15 protein-coding genes are annotated in these 19,027 nt (G+C 58.7%); 6 read left to right on the top strand and 9 right to left on the bottom strand.

Annotated elements, in window-relative coordinates:
• Positions 1 to 20 precede the first annotated feature (20 nt).
• Complete coding sequence (locus tag DDQ68_RS18420; RefSeq protein WP_109657617.1) at positions 21 to 1,046, bottom strand: gliding motility protein GldB-related protein; 1,026 nt, start codon at positions 1,044 to 1,046, stop codon at positions 21 to 23.
• Positions 1,047 to 1,127: 81 nt separating this feature from the next.
• On the opposite strand from DDQ68_RS18420, the gene DDQ68_RS18415 reads away from it, so the two are divergent.
• Complete coding sequence (locus DDQ68_RS18415) at positions 1,128 to 1,826, top strand: porin family protein (protein WP_109657616.1); 699 nt, start codon at positions 1,128 to 1,130, stop codon at positions 1,824 to 1,826.
• Positions 1,827 to 1,952: 126 nt separating this feature from the next.
• On the opposite strand, the gene DDQ68_RS18410 is transcribed toward DDQ68_RS18415, so the two are convergent.
• The 3 genes from DDQ68_RS18410 to DDQ68_RS18400 all read right to left on the bottom strand — a co-directional run bounded on the left by DDQ68_RS18410 (position 1,953) and on the right by DDQ68_RS18400 (position 5,229).
• The gene (locus DDQ68_RS18410; RefSeq protein ID WP_109657615.1) at positions 1,953 to 3,560 is read right to left on the bottom strand and encodes an Rne/Rng family ribonuclease; all 1,608 of its coding nucleotides are present in this window, start codon (positions 3,558 to 3,560) and stop codon (positions 1,953 to 1,955) included.
• Between the two features lie 335 nt (positions 3,561 to 3,895).
• Positions 3,896 to 4,753 carry a tetratricopeptide repeat protein gene (locus DDQ68_RS18405; RefSeq protein WP_162550239.1) on the bottom strand — a complete coding sequence of 286 codons (858 nt, stop codon included), beginning with the start codon at positions 4,751 to 4,753 and terminating at the stop codon, positions 3,896 to 3,898.
• 167 nt (positions 4,754 to 4,920) lie between these two features.
• The gene (locus tag DDQ68_RS18400) at positions 4,921 to 5,229 is read right to left on the bottom strand and encodes an HU family DNA-binding protein (protein ID WP_109658507.1); all 309 of its coding nucleotides are present in this window, start codon (positions 5,227 to 5,229) and stop codon (positions 4,921 to 4,923) included.
• A 187-nt stretch (positions 5,230 to 5,416) separates the two neighbouring features.
• Here DDQ68_RS18400 and mutY point away from each other — a divergent pair, with 187 nt between their 5' ends.
• The 4 genes from mutY to recG all read left to right on the top strand — a co-directional run bounded on the left by mutY (position 5,417) and on the right by recG (position 9,983).
• Positions 5,417 to 6,502, top strand: coding sequence for an A/G-specific adenine glycosylase (gene mutY / locus DDQ68_RS18395; RefSeq protein ID WP_245897105.1), 1,086 nt, complete (start codon positions 5,417 to 5,419; stop codon positions 6,500 to 6,502).
• Positions 6,503 to 6,608: 106 nt separating this feature from the next.
• Complete coding sequence (locus DDQ68_RS18390) at positions 6,609 to 7,028, top strand: single-stranded DNA-binding protein (RefSeq protein WP_109657613.1); 420 nt, start codon at positions 6,609 to 6,611, stop codon at positions 7,026 to 7,028.
• Between the two features lie 107 nt (positions 7,029 to 7,135).
• Positions 7,136 to 7,744, top strand: a complete 609-nt coding sequence (gene gldD, locus DDQ68_RS18385) for a gliding motility lipoprotein GldD (RefSeq protein ID WP_245897104.1) — start codon at positions 7,136 to 7,138, stop codon at positions 7,742 to 7,744.
• Positions 7,745 to 7,889: 145 nt separating this feature from the next.
• Entirely contained in the window at positions 7,890 to 9,983 is a 2,094-nt protein-coding gene (recG, locus tag DDQ68_RS18380) for an ATP-dependent DNA helicase RecG (RefSeq protein WP_109657611.1), read from the top strand.
• Positions 9,984 to 10,030: 47 nt separating this feature from the next.
• On the opposite strand, the gene DDQ68_RS23075 is transcribed toward recG, so the two are convergent.
• Complete coding sequence (locus DDQ68_RS23075; RefSeq protein ID WP_162550238.1) at positions 10,031 to 10,237, bottom strand: hypothetical protein; 207 nt, start codon at positions 10,235 to 10,237, stop codon at positions 10,031 to 10,033.
• A gap of 320 nt (positions 10,238 to 10,557) precedes the next feature.
• Here DDQ68_RS23075 and DDQ68_RS18375 point away from each other — a divergent pair, with 320 nt between their 5' ends.
• Positions 10,558 to 12,027, top strand: coding sequence for a hypothetical protein (locus DDQ68_RS18375; RefSeq protein ID WP_162550237.1), 1,470 nt, complete (start codon positions 10,558 to 10,560; stop codon positions 12,025 to 12,027).
• A 134-nt stretch (positions 12,028 to 12,161) separates the two neighbouring features.
• Here the strand turns inward: DDQ68_RS18375 and DDQ68_RS18370 are convergent, their stop codons facing one another.
• The 4 genes from DDQ68_RS18370 to DDQ68_RS18350 all read right to left on the bottom strand — a co-directional run bounded on the left by DDQ68_RS18370 (position 12,162) and on the right by DDQ68_RS18350 (position 18,964).
• The gene (locus tag DDQ68_RS18370) at positions 12,162 to 13,949 is read right to left on the bottom strand and encodes an acyl-CoA dehydrogenase FadE (protein WP_109657609.1); all 1,788 of its coding nucleotides are present in this window, start codon (positions 13,947 to 13,949) and stop codon (positions 12,162 to 12,164) included.
• Between the two features lie 769 nt (positions 13,950 to 14,718).
• Complete coding sequence (locus tag DDQ68_RS18360; protein ID WP_245897103.1) at positions 14,719 to 15,939, bottom strand: acetyl-CoA C-acyltransferase; 1,221 nt, start codon at positions 15,937 to 15,939, stop codon at positions 14,719 to 14,721.
• Positions 15,940 to 16,027: 88 nt separating this feature from the next.
• A complete protein-coding gene (locus DDQ68_RS18355; protein WP_109657607.1) occupies positions 16,028 to 18,436 on the bottom strand; it encodes a 3-hydroxyacyl-CoA dehydrogenase/enoyl-CoA hydratase family protein in 2,409 nt (802 codons plus the stop codon).
• Positions 18,437 to 18,487: 51 nt separating this feature from the next.
• Positions 18,488 to 18,964 carry a MarR family winged helix-turn-helix transcriptional regulator gene (locus DDQ68_RS18350; RefSeq protein WP_109657606.1) on the bottom strand — a complete coding sequence of 159 codons (477 nt, stop codon included), beginning with the start codon at positions 18,962 to 18,964 and terminating at the stop codon, positions 18,488 to 18,490.
• Between the last annotated feature and the right edge of the window lie 63 nt (positions 18,965 to 19,027).

Below are 19,027 nucleotides of genomic sequence, written 5' to 3'. Positions count from 1 at the left end.
TGCTCGTTACTGCTTGCTTATTACCGTTTGGGCCGGTAGTGCGATTCATTTAGCAGCTTCTGCGCGCTGCGCTCGGCCATGAGTTGGGCCAGGGTCACGTTGGGATGGTCGTTCATGTATTTGCGCACAATCTGCAGGCCTACCCACTGGCCCACCCGGCCGGGGCAGGTAGCGTCAATCTCGGGCACGTTGGGCCGCTCGCCCACATACTTCTGGATGGTGAAAGGCGTGGTGTTGTACAGCAGGTTTTGCTCCAGAAAGTGAGCCCATATCTTACCCTCATTGGCAGTCACGCCCACTACTTCCTTCCCGGTAAAGCCCAATAACAGCGAATCGGGCGTGCAGGGCAGTACGCGGCCAGCAAAATACAGGGCTTTGCCGCCGCTCACCATGGCGTCGAGCATGGTGTTGGCGGTCAGCTCGTGGCGATTATACTTAGTAGCCACACGCAGCGCAAGGGATGGCATCAAGTTGGCTGGCGTATAGTTGCGCAAGATGTACTTGGGCATTTCTACCGGCCGGAACTTGGCCTGGGGCCCCGCAAACCAGTCGAGGCTCAGCACCAGCAAACTGTCGTTTACAAAGATATCCTTGCCCTCAAACCCACTTACAAACGTGGCTGCACGCGGGGCCTGAAACCCCGGAAAGTAATACTTCACCCGTCCAAACAGGGCCCCCAGGTCGCGGCCCAAAGCAGCACTATCTGGAAAGGCGGTGGCCGTTTGCTGGGCCAATTCGCGCAGGTGTGGCTCGGCCGCGAGGCGGGCCAAAGCAGTAGTCCCGGTGGTATCAGTAGCCGTGCGCCGCTGCAAGTAAAAGCGCGCAAACGCCGGGTGCGCGTTCATAAACGCCATCGCGCCGCCGGGGCCCTGAATTTTAAAAAACGCAGCTTCCAGCCGTTGCACTTGTACGGCGGGCATAGGGGCATCGGCGGCGGCATCGGGTCGGCAACCAGCGGGTTGGCTCTGGCCGCAGCCCGTCAAGGCCAGCCCAGCGGCCAGCACAATAGGCCAGAGCCCTCGTTTGGCAATTCTTTTCTTATCCACGCGTTTCTACTTTTGTGTAAAAATAGCCACAACAATGGCCCGGGCCCACAATCATTCCCGCATTCTTTTACTTCCCAGCTTATGAAGAAATTATTCCTCGTGTTATCAGTCATCACGGCTAGCGCTACGGCAGCCTCCGCCCAAGTCGAAATCGGGGTCAAGATATCCCCTTCCATCACCTATTTGCGAGCTGAATCGCCATCGTCCACCGCCTTCACCAACGAAAGCAGCAAGTTCAGCTTCGGCGGGGCCCTGATTGTGGATTATTTCTTCGGCGAAAACTATGCGTTTGGCACCGGCCTGGCGCTAATGGGAAAGGGCGGCACAGTTTCGTATACCGACCACGCCACGGTCGGCGGTGTGGTGGGCACCACGCCAGTCCGGGTCAACCAGAAAATTGCGACCCAATACCTTGAGCTTCCCGTCACACTCAAGCTCTTTACTAATGAGTTGGCACCCGCTACCCGGCTATATTTTCAACTTGGTGGCTCATTAGCCGTTCCCATCGCCACCCGCGTCAACAACGAAAAATTCTACCAAGATCCGTACGATAATAACAACGAAACCAAGGCTTCGGAGCACGTCTTCGCCCTCGACCTCAACGCCCTATTAGGAGCCGGGGTAGAGTACCAGTTGGGCCACAGCACCAAGTTGCTAGCGGGCCTGAGCTACCACCGCGGCCTGGTCAACCTTGACCATTACTTCGAAAAAACTCGAGACTTCAGCGACGTTACGATCAAAAACAACGTGTTCGCCCTGGATTTAGGCATGAAATTCTAAACACTGATTCTTCTGATTAACCGTGATTTTACTGATTTTTTAAGCTGAAGAACGCCCGTCAAAAAGCCCCGGCTGCAAATGCAGCCGGGGCTTTTTTTGATAGACGAATCAGCGAAATCTGCGGCCCTAGTCGGTAAATTCAATTTCCCGGTCTTGCACCTTGCTCATGGCCGCGGCCATTGAGCGAAGCTGGATTTCCTCACCGCGCTCGTCCTCAATCCGGTAATCGGTGAGGCCCAGGCTACTGTCTTTCACCAATTTCACCCACTTGTAGTATTTCAGATACCACTTCATCTGGCGCGAAACCAAGCCTTTGGTATAATAGGCGTACAAGAAGGGGTGCACCGACAGCGTGAGGCCCGACTGGTTCTGGGCCACCAGCAAGTCGTCGATGCTGTTGTCGATATCATCCGTTACCTGGATGGAGGCCGAAATACGGCCCGTACCGCCGCAGGTGGGGCACACCTCGCCGGTTATAATGGTTTCAGCCGGCCGCACGCGCTGCCGCGTGATTTGCAGCAGCCCGAACTTGGTCAAGGGCAGTACCGTGAACTTGGCCTTGTCGGCTTTCATCACGTCGCGCACGGCATCTTCCACCTTTTTGCGGCTTTCGGCGGCGCGCATGTCAATGAAGTCTACTACAATAATTCCGCCCATGTCACGCAGGCGCAGCTGCCGCGCTACTTCCTTGGCCGCCAGCAGGTTAATCATCAAAGCCGTAGCTTCCTGATCGTTCTCCTGGTTGCTTTTGCTGCCCGAGTTCACGTCGATGACGTGCAGGGCTTCGGTATGCTCGATAACGAGGTAGCCGCCACCGGGCACGGTTACAGTCTTGCCAAACAGCGTTTTAAGCTGCTTCTCAATGCCCGTTTGCTCAAAAATCTTGACCTTAGTGTTGTGCAGCTTCAGCAACCCGAGCTTATCGGGCGCAATCTTCTGCAAGTAGTCGCGCATCTCCTCGTACATGGCCGGGGCATCGACCAAAATGCTGTCGAACGACTCGTTGAGCATATCGCGCAGCATCGACGACGTACGACCCAGCTCGCCCAGCACCTTGTCATTGGGCTTAGCGGTGCGCAGCGTGGTGTAAAGCTGCTCCCACTTGCCCACCATGTCCTGCATGTCCTTATCCAGCTCGGCCACATCGCGCCCTTCCGCCACGGTGCGGATGATGACGCCAAAATTTTCGGGCTTAATGCTAGCGATGAGGCGCTTGAGCCGGTCGCGCTCCGCTTTGCTCACAATTTTCTTGCTCACGCTGATCGTGTTCGAAAACGGCATCAGCACGAGGTAACGGCCCGCCATCGAAATGTCGGTGCTCACCCGGGGCCCCTTCGTGGAGATGGGCTCCTTGATGACCTGCACCACAATTTGCTGGCCTTTTTTGAACACACTATCGGCCTTGCCCACTTTTTCGAGGGGCGGCTCAAACGTGAACTGATCGAGACTGGCAGCGGCGGTCCGGCCGCTTTGCACGGTCCGCGCCCACTTTGTGAACGAGGGGTATTGCTCGCCCAAGTCGCCATAGTGCAGAAACGCGTCCTTTTCGTAGCCAATGTCCACGAAAGCCGCGTTGAGGCCGGGCATCACCTTTTTCACCGTGCCCAGGAAGATATCGCCCACCGAATAATTGGTGTCGTTGCGGTCGAAGTGGTACTCAATGAGCCGCTTATCCTGCAACAGCGCAATCCGTTCGCCTTCCTGAGTAGAATTAATTACTAATTCATTACTCAATGTCTTGTTTGGTTAAAGTAGCTCCAATGGACGGATATATAGCGATACCCCAGAACCAGCAAGAGGGAAGCCAGAACCAAAAGTTCTGACTTCCCTCGCGAGCCACGGGAAAAGCAAACACCCGCCGCATCCGGGAGGCTACTGTGAGAGATGGGTAGCCGGCAGATTTCGGGTAGAAACCACCAACTACCAAAGCACCCCGAGGGGCGGCTTACTTCTTCTTGTGGCGATTCTTGCGCAGGCGCTTCTTGCGCTTGTGGGTGGCAATTTTATGGCGTTTACGTTTTTTACCGCAGGGCATATGCTTGTGGGTTAGGTTATTAGGATTAGGGTAGTTATTTCAATTTAGCCAGCTCTTCCTCGACCGATGCAGCCAGAGCCGGGTCGGCACTGAGGCTTTTAGCCGTCAGGAAGGCGGCGCGGGCCTGTTCTTTGGCCCCCGTCCGGGCCGAGGTCACGCCCAGGTAAAACTGGGCATTCACATTTTTGGGATTCACTTTCACCAACTGCTGGAAGCGCTCCACGGCTTTGTCGTACTGGTTGCTTTGCACGGCCAAGATGCCCAAGTCGTACAGCGCTCTTTCGTTTTTGGGGTCGGCAGCCAACACCTCGCGTAGCAGCGTCACGCCCTTCACGGGGTTGTCGGAGGCCATGTATGTCATGCCCAGGTTGGTCTTGGCGTCGAGGTTGTCAGGACTCTTGGCCAATACTTTGGTGTACAAATCACGGGCCTTGCCGCCGAGCAGCTTGATGCGCTCATCCGACGAAGCAAAGCTAAACGCCTGAAAATAAGCATCGGCCGCCTGCTGCAACGCCTGGGGCCCCGGCTGCGCCGCCGCCACCTGCTCGTAGTAATAGCCCGCGCTGTCGAAGCGCTGCACGTTCTCGTAGCGGCGGGCCAGTAGCGTGGCGGCCTCAGCTTTTTGGGCTGAGGTGCCGGCTTTGGTAAATTGGCCCAGCAAACGGTTCAGCTCCTGGCGCTGCACCGGGGTGGCCGCGGTGTGGGGGGCGGCGGCCGTGGGGCCTTCCGGGGAGGTGGTAGGCCCGGCCTCGGCCGATACGGGGCCCGACGACGCATCGGCTTTGGAGCCGTTGGTGGCCGGGCCGCCACCGTCGCGGTTGGCCGTGCGGGCCGCATCTTGGGTCAGTTCCGCCTTCCCTTCCTTGGGCTTCACAATGCCTTTGGGAAGCACAAATAAGCCACCAATCAACGCCAAAGCGAGGACTAGGACCAATACTTGGTGAGCAGCGGGACGGGAGGCGGTGGTAGCCATAGAAAATAGCCGGCCGCCGGGCTTCCCAGTTGTGGAAAGACACCGGCGGCACAGCCGGTAATTAGCTAGTGATCAACAACTGAAGCCTAAGCTTTGGCAGCCGTGGCTTTTACTTTCTTGCTATTTTTAATTTTAGCCACGAAGGTTTTCGACGGCTTGAAGCTCGGGATGTAGTGCTCCTCAATGATGAGCGACGTGTTTTTCGAAATATTGCGGGCCACTTTACGGGCGCGCTTCTTGTTAACGAAAGAACCGAAGCCGCGCACGTAGATGTTGTTGCCCTCGGTCATCGAATCCTTCACCACTTTGAAGAAGGCTTCTACAGTCATCAATACATCTGCTTTCTCGATGCCGGTTTTCTGCGAAATTTCGGCGATTACCTCTGCTTTGGTCACGTTGGTTAGGTACTTAGGGTAAAAAAAATAAGAATCTGGGCAATAAAAATTCCCGCTCTCCGCGTAAGCCCTTGCCCGGTAGGCGATTCGCTTATGAAATCGGGCCACAAAGGTAGCTTCTTTTTTGGTTTTTACCAACCATCCATTGCAATCGGGGCCCCGGCCCAATTTATTCGTCCTCAAAATCTTGGCTAATCTCACCCGCCAACCTTCCGTATTGGCCGCCGCGCTGCTGGCCTGGTACCCCCGCCACCACCGCGACTTGCCCTGGCGGCGCACCCGCGATCCATACGCCATCTGGCTGTCCGAAGTTATTCTCCAGCAAACCCGCGTGGCGCAGGGCCTCCCCTACTACGAAGCCTTTTTGGCCGCCTACCCCACGGTGCAGGCCCTAGCCAGGGCCCCCGAGCAGGAAGTGCTGCGCTTGTGGCAGGGCCTGGGCTACTACTCCCGGGCCCGCAACATGCACCACACGGCTCAGCAAGTGGTGCAGGAATACGATGGCCTGTTCCCGACCACCTACGCCGGCCTGCTGAAGCTACGCGGCGTGGGGCCCTACACGGCGGCGGCCATTGCCTCGTTTGCCTTCGGCGAGGCGGTGGCCGTGCTCGACGGCAACGTGTACCGGGTGCTGGCGCGCATTTTCGGCCTACATTCCGACATTGCCGCGCCGGCCTCGCGCAAGGAATTCCAGGCCCTGGCCGACCAGCACATTCCGGCCAGTACGCCCGCCGATTTCAACCAGGCCATCATGGAGTTTGGGGCCCTGCAATGCACCCCGGCGCGGCCCGACTGCCTGTTTTGCCCGCTGCAACACAGCTGCTGGGCGTTTCAGCACGGGCAGGTAGCGCTGCTGCCGGTGAAGAGCAAGGCCAAGGCGGCGCGTGTGCGCTACCTGCACTACTTGGTGCTGCGCCACGGCGAGGCTATGTACCTGAAAAAGCGCGGCGCAAAAGATATTTGGCAGGGCCTGTACGACTTTGCGGTAGTCGAAACCGCGGGGTTGAAGCTGGGTGCGGCCGAGGTGCTGCGCCACGTGGAGGCCCTGGGCGGCCGGCTCGATACCCGCCTCGCGGCCGAGCCGGGGCCCCCGCCCCTACTCAAGCACGTGCTGAGCCACCAGAAGCTGGAAGCGCGCTTCCACACCGTGTGGCTGGCGGGGGCCCTGCCGGCCACGGCCCTAGCCGATACGGGCCTGCGGGCCTACTCGCCGGCCGAAATCGAAGCGCTGCCCAAGCCGCAGCTCATTGCCAATTATTTGGGCAAAAATTAAAATATTATTGCTAATTAATTTGGTAAATTTGTTTCCGGTGCGTACTTTTATAGCACCTTAATCTCTGCGAGGTAAAACGCATTTTACCATTTTAGCCCCTACCGTCATGGCCGGAGTAAACAAAGTAATTTTAGTAGGCAACCTGGGCAAAGATCCCGAGGTGCGGCACCTGGAAGGCGGCGTGAGCGTAGCGCATTTCACGCTCGCCACCAACGAGTATTTCAAAGACAAGCAAGGCACGCGCGTGGAGCGCACCGAGTGGCACAACATTTCCGCCTGGCGTGGCCTGGCGGAAATGGCCGACAAATACCTCAAAAAAGGCCAGCAGGTGTATATTGAAGGCAAGCTGCGCACCCGCCAGTACCAGGACAAGGACCAGCAAACCCGTTACATCACCGAAATCATCGCCGATGAGATTTCGATGCTGGGGGCCCGGCCGGGCGGTTCGCCCGGGGCCCCAGCCGCGGTGGCCGAGCCAGCGGTCAGCTTCCGGCAGGAGCCGGAGCTGGACCAGCTGCCGTTTTAGCTGTGCGCCCGTCTCATTTCTGAAAAGCCCTGGCACTGCGCTGGGGCTTTTTTCGTTGCGGCGGGGCGGGAGTACCTTTGAACGGCGGCGACCACTAACAGCAATCCGTGATACATTCTACTTTTTTGCCGCGCTTCGCCGGCCGGCTGGCTTGGCTGGGGGCCCTGGCCCTAGGGCTGGCCGCTTGCACAGCCGCACCTGACTTCACGCCCAAGCCCAAGGGCTACAACCGCATCGTGCTGCCGCCCCACCGCTACCGGCCCCTGCCCGGCGGCCACCCCTACACGTTTGACTACTCGCAGTCTGCGGTGGTGAAGCGCGACTCGTCGTACATGGCGCAGCCGCACTGGCTGAACATTTACTACCCGCAACTACATGCCAACGTGCAGATTACGTACATGGACGTGGCCCGCGACCGGCGCCTCTACAACAAGATGATGGAGGACGCTCGCAGGCTCACCGGCAAGCACCAGGTGAAGGCCACGGCCATCGACGAGCGAATTTTGAAGATGCCCAACGGCATGCGCGCCTCGGTGTTCGAGCTACAGGGCGAAGTGCCGAGCCAGTTCCAGTTTTATACTACCGACAGCACCAAGCACTTTTTGCGCGGGGCCCTGTACTTCCAAACCGCCACCGCCAACGACTCGCTGGCCCCGGTGATTGAGTACGTGAAAACCGACATGGTACAGATGCTGAACACGTTGAAATACCGCTGATCATTTAATATTTATCAATTAACATTTAACATTGCTTTTGGTGACAAAAAGGCTGTTTTTTGGCCGTTCTAATGGCTGTTAAAGAATTAATTGTATGATTGTTAAATGATAAATGATAAATGATAAATGTTAATTGTTAAATGAAATGAGTTTCTTCAATACCCGGCTGGAGTTTTTGCGGGGCGTGGGGGCCCAGCGGGGGCAGCTGCTGGGCAAGGAGTTGGGCCTGTTCACCTACGGCGACCTGATCCAGCGCTACCCGTTCCGCTACCTCGACCGGACGCAGTTCTACAACGTCGTCGATTTGCACGAGGACTTGCCTTACGTGCAGGTGAAGGGCATTTTGCGCAACCGCCAGCTGGTGGGCGAGGGTCCCAAACAGCGCCTCACGGCCACGCTGAGCGACGCCAGCGGCGACCTGGACTTGGTGTGGTTCAAGGGCATCAAGTGGATGCAGCAAATTGTGCAGAACCAGAAGGAGTACATCCTGTTTGGCAAGCCCACGATGTTCAACGGGCGGCCCCAGATGGCCCACCCCGAGTTGGAAGAAGTGACCGAGGCCAAGGCCGGCCAGAGCTTTTTGCAGCCGGTGTACAACACCTCCGAGAAGCTCAAAAACTACCACCGCGTGGACAGCAAGGCCATCATGCGGATGGTGGGCGATTTGCTGAAAATTGCCCTGCCGCACGTGAGCGAGACGCTCTCGCCGGCCCTCGTCGAGCAGTACGCGCTGATGGGCAAGGCCCAGGCGATGCAGCAGATTCACTTCCCGCAGACCCCGGACCTGCTGGCGGCGGCGCGGTTCCGGCTCAAGTTCGAGGAGCTATTCTACATCCAGCTCAAGCTGCTGCGCCAGAAAGACCAGCGCAAGGTGACGCTGGCCGGCCAGATTTTCAACTTGGTGCCCACGCTGGTCGACTTTTATAACAACCACCTGAGCTTTGACCTCACAAGGGCCCAAAAGCGGGTCATCCACGACATTTATAAGGATTTCTGCACCGGCCAGCAGATGAACCGGCTGTTGCAGGGCGACGTGGGCTCGGGCAAAACCATTGTGGCCTTCATTGCCATGCTGATGGCGGCCGATAACGGGGCCCAAAGCTGCCTGATGGCCCCCACCGAAATATTAGCCGACCAGCACTACCAGGGCCTGAAGGTGTACGCCGACGCGCTAGGCATCCACCTGGGCAAGCTCACAGGCAGCACCCGCACGGCCCAGCGCCGCGTGCTGCATGAGGAGCTGCGCAACGGCACCATGCACATGCTGGTGGGTACCCACGCGCTGCTGGAGGATGTGGTGCAGTTCCGCAATCTGGGCCTGACGATTATGGACGAGCAGCACCGCTTCGGGGTAGCGCAGCGCTCAAAATTGTGGCAGAAAAACCCGCACGTCATCCCGCACGTGCTGGTGATGACGGCCACGCCCATCCCGCGCACCCTAGCCATGACGCTGTACGGCGACCTCGACGTGAGCGTGATTGACGAGCTACCGGCTGGCCGCAAACCCATCGTGACGGTGCACCGCTACGACACCAACCGCCTGAAGGTGTTCGAGTTCATTCGCCAGCAGGTGAAGCTGGGCCGGCAGGCCTACATCGTGTATCCGCTGATTGAGGAGTCGGAAACCCTGGACTACAAAGACCTGACCGACGGCTACGAGAGCGTAACGCGCGCCTTCCCGGAAATGCAAATCAGCATGGTGCACGGACGCATGAAGGCCGAAGAGAAGGACTTTGAAATGGCCCGCTTCGTGAAGCAGGAAACCCAGATTATGGTGGCCACCACTGTAATTGAGGTGGGCGTGAACGTACCCAACTCGTCGGTGATGGTGATTGAGTCGGCCGAGCGGTTCGGCCTCTCGCAGCTGCACCAGCTGCGGGGCCGCGTAGGCCGCGGGGCCGACCAGAGCTACTGCGTCCTCATGTCGGGCTTCAAGCTGAGCAAGGATGCCCGCACTCGTCTCGAAACGATGGTGCGTACGAGCAACGGCTTCGAGATTGCCGACATCGACCTGAAGCTCCGGGGCCCCGGCGACCTGATGGGCACCCAGCAAAGCGGCGTGCTCGACCTGCTCATCGCCGACCTGGCCAAAGACGGGCGCATTCTCAGCGAGAGCCGCGCCGCCGCGCAGTCGCTGCTGGCGGAGGACCCGGACTTGGCGCGGCCTGAAAACGGCAACATCCGCCACCACATCGACAGCCTGCCCGCCACCGCCGTGAACTGGAGCAGAATCAGCTAAAAAACAGGCCAAAAGAAAAGCGGCTCCGATGGGAGCCGCTTTTTTGGTTAAAACAGGGCCAGGACGCTGGTAATGGGCGTTTGTTGCGAGCCATTGCGCACCAGCACCACGGGATTGCTGGTACTCAGGGAACGGTGGTTGGCGGAGGCCATCAATTCGGAGAAAGTAGCGACGGTAACGTGTGGGTTGGGGCGTGACCAGCGCCCGATAACCACGAAACTGAGGAGCAGAAAAAGTTTTCCTATGGTTTTCATATAGTAGAATGCCTTTCGGCATGGAAAGAATAATTCTTGGAATATTTACAATCAATCAACTTGTAAATCAATAGGTAGTCTTTGCATTGGCAAGTTACGCTGTTTGCTAGAAAGGCGCACGCATTTGAATTATCCCTTAAACGGTGCCGATATACGAAAGTTTAATTGTGTCAGTTGCGTTTATGCTACCTTTTTATTGCCACCTCAAGGCCCCCGGGCGCCGTGCTTATATGCCGTACGGGCCCTAAGCAAGCACTACATTTGGCGTACAGGCCCAAAGGCACGGACGGGCTTTCCTGTATTAATCTAATTTTCACTACATGCGATATCATCGAATTGGCGCTATTTTGGCCGCGGCGGGGCTGCTAATTGCAGCGGCGCCTGCTCGGGCCCAAAAGATCAAATCCGTTCCGTTCAGCTACCAGCCCGAACAGGGAGCCGACCGCTACGACAGTCGGGTACCCGTCAAAACGCTGCCTCTGGCCGATGGCAGCGGCTTCATCATTTTGGCCCACCAGGCCAACGGCGGCTACGCCGTGGAGCGCTACGACCAGGCCCTGAAAAAGCAGTGGGAAGCCGCCCTGCCCGTGGCCCCAGGCGAAACGGCAGAAGCCTTCGGGCTGGGCCCCGAGCAGGCCTGGGTAGTGCTGCACCACACCGACGAAAGCGGCCAGAACCTGACCGTGCACCCGGTGGGCCTGCGCAACGGCCAGCCGGGGCCCCCGGTGGTGCTGGTGGCGGCCCCCGCCCGCGACCGCCGCCCGGGCGTGGCCATTTCGCCCGATGGCACGCACCTGCTGGCCTTCGCCTACCAAACCCGCGAGGCGCAAATCAAGGCCCTCGACGCGACGCTGTTCGACCAGAAGCTGGGCAAGGTGCTGAGCCGGACCTACGATTTCCGGTCTACGCGCGACTTTTTCTCGCCCAACGTGCTGGTGGCCAACGACGGGGCCCAGCTCGTAACCATGCTCAGCGACGGCATGAGCAAGCTGACCGTGCGCCGCTACCCGGCCACGCCCGATGCGCCCACGCAGGCCACGCCGGTGCCGGTGCTGGGCGTGCCGGTAGGGGGCATTTTTGGGGGCCGCACCATCCGCATCCGCGATGCGCGGTTCAAGCTGCTGCCCGACGGCCAACTCTACGCCGCCGCGCTGGTGGCCGACTACGATTCGGGCGAGTTGACGGGCCTGAAAGTAGTGCGGTTCGATTTCGACAAAAACGACATCAAGCTGAGCGACGAAGTACCCTTCGACGCTGCTTATTTGGCCGCTGTGGGGCAGGCCACCGGGGCCCCGACACCCAAGCAACTGGAGGACATCTACCTGGCCGACCTACTTCTCACACCCGAAAAAAACCTGGTGGTACTGGCCGAGCGCCACTACGAGGAAGGGGGCCCCGAACTACCAGTGCACGCCCGCGAAATCCACGCGTTTGGCTACAACAGCTTTGCCCGGCCGAGCTGGCACAAGCTGATAGCCAAGGACCAGACGGCCCCGGCCATCGACAGCTACACGGGCATTGGCTTCCGGGCGGCGGTGTTCAACGAAGAAGTCCAGCTGGTGACGCTGGAAACCCTGGCCGGTAAGTCGGACCTGTACCTGCGCCACCTACCGGTGCTGAGCGGCGTGGCCTCGGCCCCGCAGCGCCTCAAGCTGAACGTGGCCGACGACAAGCAACTAGCCTATGTGAAGGACTTCACCGCTTGGCTGGGGCCCAAAACCATCATCGGCATCAGCCGCCCCAGCAAGCGCTCCGCCGCGCTACAACTCAACCGGGTTGAATTAAAATAACCAGCCCACTAAACGCAAAAAGGGCCGCTCCTATGTTTTAGGAGCGGCCCTTTTTGCGTCAACACCTACGTCAAAACGGAATCGTCACCGAAATCCGACAGATCCGCTTCATCCGATAAATCCATGGTTCAGACCTAATAGATGTAGTCGTTGGCTTCAATCAGGCCGGCGGCCACGCGGCGGCGGGCATCCTTCACGTTGAAGAGGTCGGCCTTGGTGAAGCGCTTGAGGCCCATGCTCAGCAGGCGCTGCTCGTCGCCCTCGGTCATGCTGGCAATGGCTTCCTTACCGGCTTTCTCCACGATGTCGATGGTGTCGGAGAGGTACACGCGGGCCATGTCCAGCTCGCGGCTCATCGCCTCCTCACCCTTGAGGGTAATTTCCTTCTCTACGCGCAGCAGGATGCTTTCGGCCACGTAGGTTTTGATGGACATATCGGCAATGTTGGTCAGCACTTCCTGCTCTTTGGCGAGCGAGTTCATGTACTTCTGCACAGCCGTGCCAGCCACCATTAGGATGGCCTTTTTGAGGCCCGCAATGGCTTTTTTCTCGGCGGCAAACGGCGAGTCGTCGCTCTCCCCCATGCTCGGGATGGCCAGCAGTTCCTGCTGCACGGCCTGGGCGGGGCCCATCAGGTCGATTTCACCCTTCATGCCCTTTTTCAAAATCATGTCCACTGCTAGCATGCGGTTAATTTCGTTGGTGCCTTCGAAGATGCGGTTGATGCGCGAGTCGCGGTAGGCGCGGTCCATCGGGTAGTCGGCCGAGAAGCCGTAGCCACCAAAAATCTGCACGCCTTCGTCCACCACGTAGTCGAGCACTTCCGAGCCCTCCACTTTCAGCATCGCGCACTCCACGGCGAATTCGCGGGCGGCGCCCAGCAGGGCCTCGTTACTGCCCTTGCCTTCGGCGAGCAATTTTTGTTCCATGCGGTAGATGTCGTCGCCGGCCCGGTAAATGGCCGATTCCACGGCGTACATCCGGATGGCCTGCTGGGCCAGCTTGTAGCGAATGGCGCCGAACTTGCTGATAGGCAACTTGAACTGCACCCGCTCGTTGGCGTACTTAATACTCTGTATAGCAGCACCCTTAGCCCCGCCCAGGCAAGCCGCGGCCAGCTTAATGCGGCCGATGTTCAGCACGTTGAAAGCGATGAGGTGGCCCTTGCCAATCTCGCCCAGCACGTTCTCCTTGGGCACCTGCGCATCGCTGAAAAACACCTGGCGCGTGCTGCTACCCTTGATGCCCATCTTGTGCTCCTCGTTGCCGAGGCTCAGGCCGGGGGTGTCTTTATCCACGATGAAGCCGGTGAACTGCTCCCCGTCAATCTTGGCAAACACGATGAACACGTCGGCAAAACCGGCGTTGGTGATCCACATTTTCTGGCCGTTCAGCACGTAGTGGGTACCTTCGGCATTCAGCACGGCCTTAGTCTTGGCCCCCAGCGCGTCGGAGCCCGAGCCGGGCTCGGTGAGGCAATAGGCCCCCATCAGAGTGCCGTCGGTGAGGCCGGGCAGGTATTTTTCCTTCTGCGCGTCGTTGCCGAAGTACAGGATAGGCAGCATGGCAATGCCCGTGTGCGCCGCAAAGGCCACCGGGAATGAGTGGCCGCCGCCCACGCCCTCCGTCACGCGCAGCGCCGTGGGGAAGTCCATGTCCAAGCCCCCAAACTGCTCCGGGATGCTTACCCCGAACAAGCCTTGCTGGCCGGCTTTCTCCATCAGGCCGCGCATGAGGCCTTCCTCGTGGTTGTCGAGGCGCTCCAGTAGCGGCGTTACTTCCTGGGCCACAAAGTCCAGGCAGGTCTGGTGCATCAGGCGCTGCTCCTCACTAAAATCGGCCGGCGTGAAAACGTCCTGCGCATCGGTCGGCTTGATGATGAATTCGCCGCCCTTCACGACAGCTTTTTGGGATACTTCCATGACGGTTCTAAGTGAGGAGTTGGAGATTAATATGAAAAAAGTGTTAGGCACGCCTACTATTTTGACAAATAGGGCCCCCGGGATTTAATACTGCAAGATAAGCAAAAATGTTAGGCGTGCCTACTACTTTGAACGAAAAAAAGGTTCTTTATGGCTTCAACCCAAGAATCTTATCAGTGGTATATCCACTACTCTGGCTACTTCAGGTAGCTGTAATAACCAAGCTGTTACTAATTCCCTCTGCACTTCAGTAACTGAGCCGTAAAGCTTCGAGCCATAACGCTTGCCCGTTTCGATGTAAAAAATTCCACGCGGTGGACCAGACTAGCCAGACCATGATAAACCATTTGTATCTAGAAATTCAAACAGGGCTTCTCTTACCTCCTGTAGTCGGCCACGTGGTAAATCAAAGCGAAATTCAAATATGAGTTTCCAATACACGGTTGTGAACTCACCCTGGTATTTCTTTTTTCGCAGCCGTTTCTTCATATTCTAAGTAGTCGCGCAGAAGTAACCGTAGCAAAAAAGGCGGTCATGCTGAGCGCAGTCGAAGCATCTCTACCTCGTAAGTAAAGAATTACTATTGCGGTAGAGATGCTTCGACTGCGCTCAGCATGACGTTCAATTCAATACGCTTACTTGTGCGTGAGTACTTAAGTACAAACCTTCCTTATACTGGACGCAGTGAAGCATCTCTACTACATTACTCACAGGCAATAGAAAAGCTTCGCTGCGTTCAAAATGACGTTCTAATCGGCAACGCCGGTCGTCACTTCAGCAGCTCGTAGATGCCCGCCACACCCTGGCCGCCGCCCACGCAGGCGGTTACGATGCCGTACTTCTGGCCCCGGTCGCGCAGCTCGTCGAAGAGTTGAATGGAGAGCTTGGCGCCCGAGCAGCCCAGTGGGTGGCCCAGCGCAATGGCCCCGCCGTTCACGTTCAGCTTGTCGGTATTGATGCCCAGCTCGCGCACTACGGCCAGGCTCTGCGAGGCGAAGGCCTCGTTCAGCTCGAACAGGTCAATGTCTTCCAGCTTCATGCCGGCTTGCTTGAGGGCTTTCGGCACGGCCTTGACGGGGCCCATGCCCATGATGCGCGGGTCAATGCCCTCGGTGGCGTAGGTGACCATGCGGGCAATGGGCTCCAGGTTCAGTTCCTTCACCATGCGCTCGCTCATCACGAGCACGAAGGCCGCGCCGTCGGAGGTTTGGGACGAGTTGCCGGCCGTGACGCTGCCGTTGGCGGCGAACACGGGGCGCAACTTGGCCAGGGCTTCGATGGACGTATCGGCGCGGGGGCCCTCGTCGGTGTCCACCACGTAGACGCGGTTTTTCTTCTTGCCGGTGGCCTGGTCAAGGTAGGTTTCCTCCACCGTGATGGGCACGATGCTCTTGGCAAATTTGCCTTCCTTAATGGCCTTGATTGCCTTCTGGTGCGAGTTGTAGGAGAATTCGTCCTGGTCCTGGCGCGAGATTTTGTAGTCCTGTGCCACGGCTTCGGCAGTGAGGCCCATGCCCATGTAGTAGTCGGGGTGCTCGTTGGCGAGCTTATAGTTGGGCACGGTTTTCCAGCCCACCGTGGGCACCATGCTCATGCTTTCGGTGCCGCCGGCGATGATGCACTCGGCCATACCTGCCGTGATTTTGCCCACCGCCATGGCGATGGTTTCCACGCCCGAGCCGCAGTAGCGGTTCACGATGAGGCCGGGCACGTTGATGGGCAGCGCCAGCAGCGAGATGAGGCGGCCCATTTGCAGGCCCTGCTCGGCCTCGGGTACAGCGTTGCCCACAATCACGTCGTCGACGCGGCTGGGGTCGAGCGCCGGCACCGACTTGACGAGGTGCTTGATAACTTCGGCGGCGAGGTCGTCGGGGCGGGTGAAGCGAAAGACGCCGCGGGGCGCTTTGCCAACGGCGGTGCGGTAGCCGGCGACGATATAGGCGGTATTGGCCATTTTGATAGGTTCTGTCATGCTGAGCAGGCGAAGCATCTTATCACGTTCGCGCTGCTCGGGTGGGAAATTGATTCTGGCGAAGGCAGCCGTGATAAGACGCTCCCTTCGCCAGCATGACAATTTTTTAGTTGCGTAGCGGCTTACCGGTGGTGAGAATGCTCTGAATCCGCTCCAGCGTCTTGCGCTCACCGCAGAGGCTGAGGAAGGCGTCGCGCTCCAAGTCCAGCAGGTACTGCTCGCTTACCTCGGTGGGCGAACTCAGGTCGCCGCCGCACATCACGTAGGCCAGCTTGTTGGCAATCAGCTCGTCGTGCTTCGAGATATAGTTGCCCTGCTGCATGGCGTACACGCCGGTGCGGAACATGGCCAGGGCCCCCTTGCCGTGCACCTTCACGTTGGTCTTCTGGGTGGGCTGGGTATAGCCGGCGTCGGCCATTTCCAGGGCGGCGGCTTTGGCCTGGGCAATTACGCGGCTACCGTTGACCACGATTTCGTCGCCCCGGCGCAAAAAGCCCAGGTCAAACGCCTCGGCGGCCGAGGTCGAAACCTTGGCCGTGCTGATGGTCATGTAGGTGTTGCGCAGCAGGTTGTATTCGGGCTCGCCTTCCTCGTACTTGGCGGCGGTGCGCAGCGTCATTTCCTTGGTGCCGCCGCCGCCCGGGATCAGGCCCACGCCGAATTCGACCAAACCCATGTAGGTTTCGGCCGCGGCCACCACTCGGTCGCAGTGCAGGTTCAGCTCGCAGCCGCCGCCCAGAGCCAGGCCGTGGGGGGCCCCCACCACCGGGATGCTGCTGTAGCGCAGCCGCATCATGGCCTGCTGGAACTGGCTGATCATCAGGTTCAGCTCGTCGAATTCCTGCTCCACGGCCTGCATGTACACCAGGCCCAGGTTGGCCCCGGCCGAAAAGGCGGGCGCGTCGTTGCCCACCACCAGGCCCCGGTAGCCGCCTTCGGCCATCTCAATGCCCTTGAGCAGGCCCTGAATCACATCCTGGCCCATGGCGTTCATCTTCGAGTGGAACTCCACGTTCAGAATGCCGTCGCCGAGGTCGATGATTGAGGCGCCGCTGTTCTTCCACAGCACCTTGCCGCTGGCCCGCAGGTTGTCGAGAATAATGAAGTTCTCCACGCCCGGCACCGCCTGATACTGCTTGCTCTGCTGGTCGTAGAACTCGCGCACACCGGCTGCATTTATCTGGTAAAAGGCTTGATGGCCAGCGGCCAGCATTTCCTCCACCCAAGGGGCCACGGTGCGGCCGGCGGCCTTGGCCAGGTCGATGCCGGCCTGCACGCCCAGCGCGTCCCAGGTTTCGTAGGGCCCCAGCTCCCAGCCGAAGCCGGCGCGCAGGGCATCGTCAATCTTGTAGAGTTCGTCGGCAATTTCAGGCACGCGGTTGCTCACGTAGGCAAACAAGCTGCCGAAGCTCAGGCGATAGAACTCGCCGGCTTTGTCCTTGCCCGCCACCAGCACCTTAAAGCGGTCGGCCACCTTGTCGATGGTTTTGGTCAGCTCCAGCGTGGCAAACTTCACCTTCTGACTGGGCTTGTATTCCAGCGTGTTCAGGTCCAGGGCGTGGATTTCTGACTTGCCGCCTTCGCCCTTTACTTTCTTGTAGAAACCTTGACCGGTCTTGTCGCCCAACCACTTATTCTCGCCCATTTTCTTTACGAAATCGGGCAGCACGAACACGTCCTTGGCCTCGTCGTCGGGCAGGCCCTGGGCCAGGCCGTTGGCTACGTTGATGGTCGTATCGAGGCCCACCACGTCGGAAGTGCGCAGCGTGGCCGACTTGGCGTGGCCAATAACGGGGCCGGTCAGCTTGTCGGTTTCTTCCACGGTCAGGCCCAGCTTCTGCATGGTTTGCATGGCATCGAGCAGGGCGAATACGCCCACGCGGTTGGCAATAAAACCGGGCGTATCCTTGGCCAGCACAGTGGTTTTGCCCAGGTATAGGTCGCCGTAGTGCAGCAGGAAATCAATCACTTCCGGCTTCGTGTCGGGCGTCGGAATTACTTCCAGCAGCTTCAGGTACCGCGGCGGGTTGAAGAAGTGCGTGCCGCAGAAATTTTGCTTGAAGTCGTCCGAACGGCCCTCGGCCAGCAAGTGGATTGGGATGCCGCTGGTGTTGCTCGTGATGAGCGTGCCCTGCTTGCGGAACTGCTCCACCCGCTCATAAAGGCTCTTTTTGATGTCGAGCCGCTCCACCACCACCTCAATCACCCAATCGCACTGCGCAATTTCCTTCAGGTTGTCGTCGAAGTTGCCGGTTTTGATGCGGCTGACCTCGCTCTTGCGGTAAAGCGGCGACGGATTGGCAACGATTGCGGCCTGCAACGCGGCATTCACGATGCGGTTGCGCACGGCGGGGGCCCCCAGCTCCAGGCCTTTAGCCTGCTCGGCGGGCAGCAGCTCTTTGGGCACAATGTCGAGCAGCAGCACCTGCACGCCGATGTTGGCGAAATGGCAGGCAATGCGCGAGCCCATGACGCCGGAGCCCAATACGGCTACTTTCTTGATGATTCGTTTCATTCAGTTCGGGTGAATGGGTGGGTTGGCAACTGCGGGCGACAGACCGGGGCCCTACGCTAGGTTTTCGTGGCGCAACGGCTTCAGCTCGAAGCCGTTGAACATAGTTTTTCCTTCGATAATGCCCGTAATCTGGGCCGTTACTTTCAAGAATACGTTGAGCTGCGACTGCGGGATTTTCTCCCGGATTCTGGCGTTGAAATGCCGCACCGTCTGGCGCGAAACCTCCTTCTTCTCCAGGCCCAGCGGAGTAAGGAAAATCCGCACCGAGCGTTTATCGTGTGCATCGGCTTGCTTGTAGATCAAGCCTTTGTCCTCCATACTGCGCAGGATGCGCGTGAGGCTACGGGTTTCCAAGCCCAGCAGCGGCGCAATTTTGGTAGCCGGAATACCGTGCTCGTGGTCGATGTTGAGCAGCACAAAGCCGATGCTGGTCGTGATGTCGTTCTGGGCCGCCTGGGCGTTGTACATCCGCGAGATGGCGTGCCAGGCCACTTTGATGTTGTAATCGACTGTTTCTTCGGGTTTCATGGCGCAAGTTAAAGGCGGTAAACATACGAAGAAATCTATTCGGCTTGCATACTACTTTTTCAA

The sequence above is a fragment of the Hymenobacter nivis genome (genome assembly GCF_003149515.1).
Classification (GTDB): Bacteria; Bacteroidota; Bacteroidia; order Cytophagales; family Hymenobacteraceae; genus Hymenobacter; species Hymenobacter nivis.
Note: the sequence above shows the minus strand (reverse complement) of the source record. Positions and strands in the feature narration are given on the sequence as shown.

What these genes read in the sequence shown, in the direction of transcription:
- DDQ68_RS23075 (WP_162550238.1), bottom strand. Translation starts at nt 10,237, where the DNA reads ATGAAAACCATAGGAAAACTTTTTCTGCTCCTCAGTTTCGTGGTTATC.
- DDQ68_RS18390 (WP_109657613.1), top strand. Translation starts at nt 6,609, where the DNA reads ATGGCCGGAGTAAACAAAGTAATTTTAGTAGGCAACCTGGGCAAAGAT.
- DDQ68_RS18360 (WP_245897103.1), bottom strand. Translation starts at nt 15,939, where the DNA reads ATGCTTCGCCTGCTCAGCATGACAGAACCTATCAAAATGGCCAATACC.
- DDQ68_RS18415 (WP_109657616.1), top strand. Translation starts at nt 1,128, where the DNA reads ATGAAGAAATTATTCCTCGTGTTATCAGTCATCACGGCTAGCGCTACG.
- DDQ68_RS18370 (WP_109657609.1), bottom strand. Translation starts at nt 13,949, where the DNA reads ATGGAAGTATCCCAAAAAGCTGTCGTGAAGGGCGGCGAATTCATCATC.
- DDQ68_RS18375 (WP_162550237.1), top strand. Translation starts at nt 10,558, where the DNA reads ATGCGATATCATCGAATTGGCGCTATTTTGGCCGCGGCGGGGCTGCTA.
- DDQ68_RS18350 (WP_109657606.1), bottom strand. Translation starts at nt 18,964, where the DNA reads ATGAAACCCGAAGAAACAGTCGATTACAACATCAAAGTGGCCTGGCAC.
- recG (WP_109657611.1), top strand. Translation starts at nt 7,890, where the DNA reads ATGAGTTTCTTCAATACCCGGCTGGAGTTTTTGCGGGGCGTGGGGGCC.
- DDQ68_RS18355 (WP_109657607.1), bottom strand. Translation starts at nt 18,436, where the DNA reads ATGAAACGAATCATCAAGAAAGTAGCCGTATTGGGCTCCGGCGTCATG.